Origin of the sequence: Microbacterium sp. C448 (assembly GCF_000582705.2) — a bacterium.
Classification (GTDB): domain Bacteria; phylum Actinomycetota; class Actinomycetes; order Actinomycetales; family Microbacteriaceae; genus Microbacterium; species Microbacterium lacus_A.
In genome coordinates, this window is the sequence record NZ_HG779798.1 from 1 (window position 1) to 6,723 (window position 6,723).

At 69.3% G+C, this 6,723-nt stretch carries 5 protein-coding genes; 1 reads left to right on the forward strand and 4 read right to left on the reverse strand.

Annotation, left to right across the window (positions count from 1 at the left end):
• Positions 1–48: 48 nt before the first annotated feature.
• Both MIC448_RS14595 and MIC448_RS14600 read right to left on the reverse strand, forming a co-directional pair.
• Entirely contained in the window at positions 49–978 is a 930-nt protein-coding gene (locus MIC448_RS14595; RefSeq protein WP_232711113.1) for a type II secretion system F family protein, read from the reverse strand.
• Entirely contained in the window at positions 966–1,967 is a 1,002-nt protein-coding gene (locus MIC448_RS14600; RefSeq protein WP_373457236.1) for a TadA family conjugal transfer-associated ATPase, read from the reverse strand. The genes MIC448_RS14595 and MIC448_RS14600 overlap by 13 nt, the downstream gene beginning before the upstream one ends.
• A gap of 733 nt (positions 1,968–2,700) precedes the next feature.
• Here MIC448_RS14600 and acs point away from each other — a divergent pair.
• Entirely contained in the window at positions 2,701–4,668 is a 1,968-nt protein-coding gene (acs, locus tag MIC448_RS14605; protein ID WP_036301372.1) for an acetate--CoA ligase, read from the forward strand.
• Between the two features lie 144 nt (positions 4,669–4,812).
• Here the strand turns inward: acs and MIC448_RS14610 are convergent, their stop codons facing one another.
• Positions 4,813–5,271: a hypothetical protein gene (locus MIC448_RS14610; protein WP_051514085.1), complete on the reverse strand. Its 459-nt coding sequence runs from the start codon at positions 5,269–5,271 to the stop codon at positions 4,813–4,815.
• Positions 5,272–5,332: 61 nt separating this feature from the next.
• Positions 5,333–6,424: an alpha/beta hydrolase gene (locus tag MIC448_RS14615; RefSeq protein WP_081766450.1), complete on the reverse strand. Its 1,092-nt coding sequence runs from the start codon at positions 6,422–6,424 to the stop codon at positions 5,333–5,335.
• Positions 6,425–6,723 lie beyond the last annotated feature (299 nt).

The following is a 6,723-nucleotide window of genomic DNA, read 5'->3' on the forward strand; positions in this document are numbered from 1 at the left end:
GGTGCGTGCGGTGGGCGGGCGGCGCGGTGGGGCGGCTGGGTCCTTTCTCTAGAGCGCGGGCAGGTCGGTCGTGTCGAGAATCGACAGCACGAGCGGGGCGACAGCGAGGAGGAGGAAGGACGGGAGCGTGCAGATCCCGAGGGGCAACAGCAATCGGGTCCCGAGTTTCGAGGCACGAAGTCGGCCGTCCACGCGGGCGCGATGACGCGCGCTCGCCGACTCGGCGCGGAGCAGCTCGACGGCGGGGACGCCCGCCGCGCGCGATAGGTCAAGCACGTCTTGCACGGCCGGAGGGATGTCCGCCTGCACGTCGTCACCGCCCGGGTTCACGGCCGCGCGCGCTCGGCCGATGTGCACCGCAGCAGCGTCGATCGATGCCCCCCCGCTCAGAGCGATCGCGAACAGCTCGGCGTCGAGACCCGGAAGACCCGGCTCAGGTCGCGCGCGCCCGATGAGGCGGACCGTCCACACTCGCGCACCGACGACGAGCGCCAGTCCGGCCACGAGGCACGCGATCCCCCGAGGATCGGTGAACAGGATGCCGAGGGTGTCGAACCCGAGAGCGACGCCCATCAGCAACCCGACCGCCGGTAACCACAGCATCAGTCGCGCCGTCGCAGCGGGCTCAGCGAGGGCGACGGTCACGTCGTCTCGCGCTTCGGCAGCGTCCCGCAAGCCGAGTGCGAACGAACGCAACGCCTCGGCGAGCGCCGCACCAACCGCGGATGCCACAGCCCACGCGACCGCCAGCTCGCGCCACGACTGCCCCCGAGCTGCGATTGCGGCCGCGACGGGCACTCCCCGGTCGAGATCGGCGAGCACGGCCGCTGCCGGGGCATCCCGCTCGGCCAGGTACTGCCAGACGGCGAGCGGCGCGACGCCCGCCTGCAGCAGGACCGCCGCACGACGCGCGACCTCGGCGACCTCGGCGGGACCCGTGTCCCGCTCGGCCGCGGCGCGACGCCTCACGAGCGCCACGGCGCCTGCTCCACGATCGCGAGCCGCCCGTTCTCGAGACTGAGGTGCCCCGCGCCCACCAGGGTGCGGGTGCCGTCTTCTGCGCGACCGACGTGCACAACGGCCCCGATCGCGCTGACGGCCTGCCGGGCCAGGGCGGCATCATCGAGGCCCGCGAGCGCCCCGAGCGCCTCGAGCCGGGCCGGCACTTCGCGCAATCCGCTGGCATGGACGGTACCCGCACCCCCGTCGTGACCCGTGTTGAGCGCGGCGAGCAACTCGCGCACCTCATCACCCCGACACTCCCCCAGCACGAGCCGATCGGGACGCATCCGCAGTGCTTCGCGGACGAGGCGGGCGAGCCCGATGCCGCCCGCACCCTCGAGATTCGGTTGTCGAGCCTCCAACGCGATGTGGTGCGGGTGAGCGATCGTCAGTTCGGCGACGTCCTCGATCGTCACGATGCGTTCGGATGCCGGAGCCGCGGAAAGCAGCGCTGCGAGCAGCGTCGTCTTGCCGCTGCCCGCGGCACCGGTGACGAGCACATTGACACGGTCGGCGACGAGCGAACGGAGCCACTCGGCAGAACCAGGCCGAGTGCGGAACATCCCCCGCTCGTCGAGATCGTCGAGCGTCGGCCGCACGACCCGCGGGATGCGGATCGAAAGCGTCGTCCCGGCCGTCGAGATGGGCGGCAGAACGGCGTGAATGCGCATCCCGGACGCCAACCGTACGTCCACGCACGGACTGGCCTCATCGACGTGCCGACCGCCGAGCCCGATCAACGCGAGCGCGAGTTCGCGCACCGCATCCTCGTCGGCACGCCACAGCGGGTCGCGGATCGCCCCCGCGCCCCGATCGGCCCAGAGCCCGCGCGAACCGTTGACGAAGACATCCGTCACATCCGGATCGTCGAGGTACGCCGCCAGCGGAGCGAGCTGCGGAGGATGCGCGGATGGCCGGGATTCCTCGGCAGCGCTGAATCCGGCAGCGCTGGGTCCGGCACCCACTCCGGACGCCCCAGCGCCGTATCTCCCGACCGCCCGACTTCGCAACCCCGGGGTCAGGTCCTGTGGAACACCATCCCTGAGAACCGGCACAAAGCCATCCGCTCCTCTGCGAGGCGTCGCCGTCGGAGCCGATCCCGGAACCGGCTGGCGAGCGGCGGTGCTCGGCGGCGCGGGCACGAACGGAGGAGGGGGCATGCAGCGAGGCTAGGAAACCAGGACCGCCCCCACCCCAGAGAGACGCCGTTCCGGGGGACCAGCCGCATGCCCACCGCCTGGGGAGGACCGGCACCAGGCGCGTGGCCCGTGCCATCCGCACGATCAAAATTCGACACATCGGCGTACGGGGCCGATCCGCCGCGTGTCTGCACCGCGGTCGTGCGGATGGCAGGTCCGCGGAAGAGGAAAAAGAAGAAGGCGGCATCCCGTGGGGGGAACGGGATGCCGCCGTGCGACGTCCGCACAAGGGGACGCCGCGATGCCAGAATCGAATGTTCGGCCGCGAAAAGCATACGCATGTAATTCGACCCGACCGACCCGATTCGGGCAGATCAGGCGGTATATCAGTCGGAATTCTCAGGAACGCCGCAATCTGCGTGCACGTGCCGCGCCGCCCCGCACGCGAGACACCGACTTTCGGCGGTAGTCTCGCCGCGGACGTCGCCGGTAAATTCGCACACACGATCCCCGGCGTCCCCGAGCGCCGCAGGTGACACGCACAAAGGAGCGCGCATCCATGTCCAGCCAGATCGACCACCTCTACAATGAGACGCGACACTTCGCCCCGCCGGAGGGCTTCGCCGATGCAGGCCCCGCCCAGGCCCTCTACGAGAGTGCCGCCGACGATCGTGAGGGTTTCTGGGCTGATCAGGCCCACGATCTGCTGCACTGGTCGAAGCCGTTCACACGCACGCTGGACTGGTCGAACCCGCCCTTCGCGAAGTGGTTCGATGACGGCGAACTGAACGTCGCGTACAACTGCCTCGACCGCCACGTCGAGGCCGGCAACGGCGAGCGCATCGCCCTGTACTGGGAGGGCGAACTCGGCGACGAGCGCCGCATCACATACGCCGAGCTGACGGACGAGGTCAAGCGCGCCGCCAACGTCCTGCAAGAACTCGGTGTCGAGGCCGGAGACCGGGTCGCGATCTACCTGCCGATGATCCCCGAGGCCGTCGCGTCGATGCTCGCCGTCGCGCGCCTGGGCGCCATCCACTCGGTCATCTTCGGTGGATTCTCGGCCGACAGCCTGCGCTCGCGCATCGACGACGCGGGCGCGAAGGTCGTCATCACCGCGGATGGCGGCTACCGCAAGGGCAAGGTCTCTCCCCTCAAGCCCGCCGTCGACATGGCACTCGCCGACCGCAACGGCTCAGGCGTGCAGGCGAGCGTCGAGCACGTGCTCGTGGTGCGTCGCGGCGAGAACGACGTCGAGTGGACCGAGGGACGCGACGTGTGGTGGCACGAGGCGGTGCCCGCAGCATCCGCTGATCACGAGGCGCAGCCCTTCCCCGCCGAGAACCCCCTCTTCATCCTCTATACGTCGGGGACGACGGGTAAGCCGAAGGGCATCCTGCACACGTCGGGCGGATACCTCACCCAGGCCGCCTTCACGCACCGGAACGTCTTCGACCTGCGCCCAGAGACCGACGTCTACTGGTGCACCGCGGACGTCGGATGGATCACCGGACACTCGTACGTCGCGTACGGGCCCCTCGCCAACGGCGCCACGCAGGTGATCTACGAGGGCACGCCCGACACCCCGCACCCGGGCCGCTGGTGGGAGATCATCGAAAAGTACGGCGTGACCATCTTCTACACCGCGCCCACCGCCATCCGCTCGTTCATGAAGCTCGGGCGCGCGATTCCGCAGAAGTTCGACCTGTCGAGCCTGCGCGTGCTCGGTTCGGTGGGCGAACCCATCAACCCCGAGGCGTGGATGTGGTACCGCGAGGTGATCGGCGCGAACAAGACACCGATCGTCGACACGTGGTGGCAGACCGAGACGGGCGCGATCATGATCTCGGCGCTGCCCGCCGTGACGACGACGAAGCCGGGCAGCGCGCAGGTGCCGATCCCGGGCATCACGATCGATGTGGTCGACGACGCGGGCGAGCACGTCGGCACCGGGAATGGCGGGCTGCTCGTCGCGACCGAGCCGTGGCCGAGCATGCTGCGCGGCATCTGGGGCGACCCTGATCGCTACGTCGAGACCTATTGGGAAAAGTTTGCCGACCAGGGCTTCTACTTCGCGGGAGACGGCGCGCGACTCGACGATGACGGCGACATCTGGCTGCTCGGCCGGGTCGACGACGTGATGAACGTCTCGGGCCACCGCCTGTCGACCGCCGAGATCGAGTCGGCGCTCGTCGCGCACGAGGCAACGGCCGAGGCCGCGGTGGTCGGGGCATCCGATGAGACCACCGGCCAGGCGGTCGTGGCGTTCGTGATCATCAAGCAGAGCTACCTCGACAAGCACTCGCCCGACGGCCTCGCGCAGGGACTGAGGGCCTGGGTCGGCGAGCAGATCGGGCCGATCGCGCGCCCGCGCGACGTCTACATCGTCGCCGAGCTGCCGAAGACGCGCTCCGGCAAGATCATGCGGCGCCTGCTGCGCGACGTCGCCGAGGGACGGGATGTCGGGGACACCACGACACTCGCCGACACGGCCGTGATGAGCGTGATCAGCGCGCAGGTGCGCTGACGCTCGGCGCTACCGAGTCGAACGGCGCTGACGCTCGGCGCAGGTCGGAGATTCGGCGAGGGTCGGATGGATTGGATGCATCCGATCCGACGCTCACCGGATCTCCGACGCCCCCGTCGGCGAGCGCGCCCGACCGACGCCGCGTCAGTCGATACGGCGCAGCTGCGACCCCACGACCACGAAGAACGCGCCGAGCCCGGCGACGAGCGCGCTGACGCCGTACGCGAGCACGGACGTCATCAATGCGGTGCGAAGCGAGGCTGCGGTCGCAAGCGACGCGCTCTGACCACGCAGCTTGCCCTCTTCTTCGCAGCCTTTCTCGACGGTGCGCAGCGCGTCACTGATGTCGGCGAACGTGCGTCCACCCGCGCCGCGCTCGGCGTTGCCCTTGATCACGACGGCCTCGACGTAGGCCGTCACGGGGTCCTGCACGGTTTTGCCCGCCAGGATCGGCGCGTTGCCGGGAACCGTGATCTTCTCAGCGCGCAGCTGCTTCGTCACGGCGAACCAGGCCCCTGAGCCCGCGACAGCGAGGAGCGCGCCCGCGGCGACCGTGAGTCCACCGACGCGACGCAGGACAGAGAGCGGTGGGAGGGAGGCCATGGGGTGTCCTTTCGGGCGCGGATGTCTCCACGCATCCTGACACGCGCCGCCCATCCTCCGCTCAGCCGGTGACGTCGGCCAGGTACGTGATCGTCGCGGCGAGCGCCTCGCGCGCCTCAGGCAGATCCAGGTGGAACTGGTACTCGTGCGGCAGCGCCGGGCTGTGTTGCGCGGGCCAGAAGAGCTCGGTGACATCGACGCCGACATCGCGCAGACGCTGCGACATCGGTATCGACTGCAGCCACGTCAGCCCGTCGCCGTTGCCGCCCGAGATGTAGGTGGGCGGAAAGTCATCCGTCACCCATTCGATCGTCGACATCGTCGCTCCCTCGTACGAGGCCGACCAGTTCTTGGTGCCCGTGTAGGCCCACAGCGCGACCTGAAAACCCCACGCGGTGATGCCGTCGAGCTCGGCCATCGCGGGCAGGCTGTAGACGCCGCAGTTGAGGATCGCGCCGACGAGCTGATCGGGTTCGAGCGCCGGATCCATGCCCATGATGTCGGCGTACCGCGGATTGGTCATCAGGACGGCGAGCTGGCTGGCGAGCTGCCCACCCGCCGAGTCGCCGGCGAGGACGATGCGGGATGCGTCGACCCCCAGCTCTTCCGCGTTCGCGTCGATGTAGGCGAGCGCCTCGTTCAGCTGGGTGATCGCGATCGGGTATGCCCCCTCGGGCCCGAGCGTGTAGTTCACGCCGATCGTCGTGTAGCCCTCGTTCGCGAGGATGCGCAGATATGGGTCGACGTTCTCTTTCGAACCCGAGATCCAGGCACCGCCATGGACCCAGACCACCGTCGGCAGCACCTCGCCCGCGGCCGCCGATGTGAAGACGTCCATCGTCGTGTCGGCGGCGGCGATTCCCGCCGTGGCGGGGGCATAGGCGACATCGAGCTGTTCGCGCAACGGGGTGTCGGGGACGTAGGGCTCCATCTCGGCAACAGTGGCCGCTCCCCCACGCTCGAAGACCGAGCGGATGAGCATCGCGGAGGGCCACGGCGTGACCGACGTGACGATGCTGATCACGACCAGGATCGCGACGAGCGGGACACCGATCCACAGGACGACCCGCAACCAACGATGCCGCGGCTGGGCCCGCTCGGTTCGGGTGTCATTCTGCTGCACGTCTTCTCGTGACACCTCGTGCTCTGCCATGTGCGCCTCCGGCGTCAGTGTGGCACAGCCGAAGCGGCAGCCTCGGGAGGCCCGGATGCTCCGCTACCGTGCGCCCCGAGGGGCGTCAACCCCCGGCATCCGTTCACACGGATGACACACCTCGCTGGCATGATCGACGGATGAAGCGAGACGTCGGCGCACACATGACACTCACGGTCACCCAACCGGCCGAGCTGATCTTTTCCATGGCGGTCGCGAAGGGTGCGGAGTTCGCATCCGAACGACTGCTCGTGAGTCTGGACGGCGCGGCCGTCGAGGCCGAAGAGCTCGTCGACTCG

Excerpts from the sequence above, each read along its gene's own strand:
- acs (WP_036301372.1), top strand. The coding sequence starts at position 2,701 with ATGTCCAGCCAGATCGACCACCTCTACAATGAGACGCGACACTTCGCC.
- MIC448_RS14610 (WP_051514085.1), bottom strand. The coding sequence starts at position 5,271 with ATGGCCTCCCTCCCACCGCTCTCTGTCCTGCGTCGCGTCGGTGGACTC.
- MIC448_RS14615 (WP_081766450.1), bottom strand. The coding sequence starts at position 6,424 with ATGGCAGAGCACGAGGTGTCACGAGAAGACGTGCAGCAGAATGACACC.